Below are 1,438 nucleotides of genomic sequence, written 5' to 3' on the forward strand. Positions count from 1 at the left end.
CCCCGCCCCAGGGGCCTCGGGGCGGCGGCTCGGCGCGCGCCCCTCGGACCGACGGGTGTTACTGGAGACCCGCGACGGTCTCGCGGACCTTGGCGTTGATCTCGGCCGGGATCGGCGCGTAGCCGGCGTCGGAGAGGATCTTCTGGCCCTCGTCGCCCGAGGTGTAGGCCAGGAAGGACTTCACCGTGCCGAGGGAGTCGGCCTTGTTGCCCTTGTCGCAGGCGATCTCGTACGTGACGAGGACGATCGGGTAGGCGCCCTCGGCCTTGGTGGCGTAGTCCAGGCCCAGCGCCAGGTCCTTGCCGGTGCCCTTGATCTTGGCGGCGGCGATCGCCTTGGAGGCGTTCTCCGGGGTGGCCTTGACCGGGGCGGCGGCGCCCGTGTTGATGTCCACGGTCTTGATGGACTGCGAGGTGGCGTAGGAGAGCTCGAAGTAGCCGATCGCGCCGTCCGTCTGCTTGACCTGCGCGGCGACACCGGCGGAGCCGGACGCGGCCTGGCCGCCCGGGGCGGGCCACTTCTTCTCGGGGGCGTAGGTCCAGTCGGACTTGGCGGTGGCGCCGAGGTACTTGCCGAGGTTCTGGGTGGTGCCGGAGTCCTCGGAGCGGTGGAACGGCTGGATCGCCTTGTCCGGGAGCTTGGCGCCCGAGTTCAGCTTGGCGATGGCCTCGTCGTTCCACTTCTTGATGTCGCCCTTGAAGATCTTGGCGAGCGTCGGGGCGTCCAGCACCAGGCTGTCGACACCCTCCAGGTGGTAGCCGATCGCGATCGGGCCGCCGACCATCGGGAGGCTGATGCCCTGGCCGCCGGTGCAGATCTTCTTGGAGTTGGCGACCTCCTCCGGCTTGAGCGCGGAGTCGGAGCCGGCGAAGGCGACCGTGCCCTGGTTGAAGTTGATGATGCCCTCGCCGGAGGAGGAGCCCTTGTAGTTGATCTCCACACCCTTGCAGGCCGCCATGTAGTTCTTGACCCAGAGGTCCATGGCGTTCTTCTGCGCGGAGGAACCGGAGGCCAGCAGCTGGCCCTTGGCGCCGTCGCACTTGATGTTCGACGCGGCGCTCGTCTTGCCGCCGGTGCCGCCGGTGGCGCCCGAACCCTTGTCGTTGTCGTCGCTGCCGCACGCCGTGAGGGCCAGGGCGCTGGACACGGCGATGACGCCGAGGGCGGTGGCGCGGAGCCGGTTCTTGCGCTGAAGCTTCACTTTCGGGTGTTCCTTCCAGGAGCCGCCGGGGTCCGTCCGTTGTACGGCGGCGTGCGAAGAGGTGTCCGGTCGGGCGGGGTCGCCTCACACCGTGTAAGGCCGAAATTAGGCAGAACAGGTGAAGGCGCCGACGGAGGAGAGTGAACGGAAGGTGAACCGTGTCGGACAGTGCGGTGCCGACCGTTACCGGTTCGTGTTCGGCCGCCTCCCGGGGTGGGCGGCGCCCGGCCGGAAACC

The 1,438-nt window shown here is 68.9% G+C and carries 1 protein-coding gene; it reads right to left on the bottom strand.

Features of this window, described 5'->3' with window-relative positions; translation table 11 throughout:
• Nucleotides 1–58: 58 nt before the first annotated feature.
• Complete coding sequence (gene pstS, locus ACJA3G_RS36910) at nt 59–1,201, bottom strand: phosphate ABC transporter substrate-binding protein PstS (RefSeq protein WP_406557379.1); 1,143 nt, start codon at nt 1,199–1,201, stop codon at nt 59–61.
• Between the last annotated feature and the right edge of the window lie 237 nt (nt 1,202–1,438).

The sequence above is a fragment of the Streptomyces sp. YS-3 genome, from assembly GCF_045257485.1.
Taxonomy (GTDB): domain Bacteria; phylum Actinomycetota; class Actinomycetes; order Streptomycetales; family Streptomycetaceae; genus Streptomyces.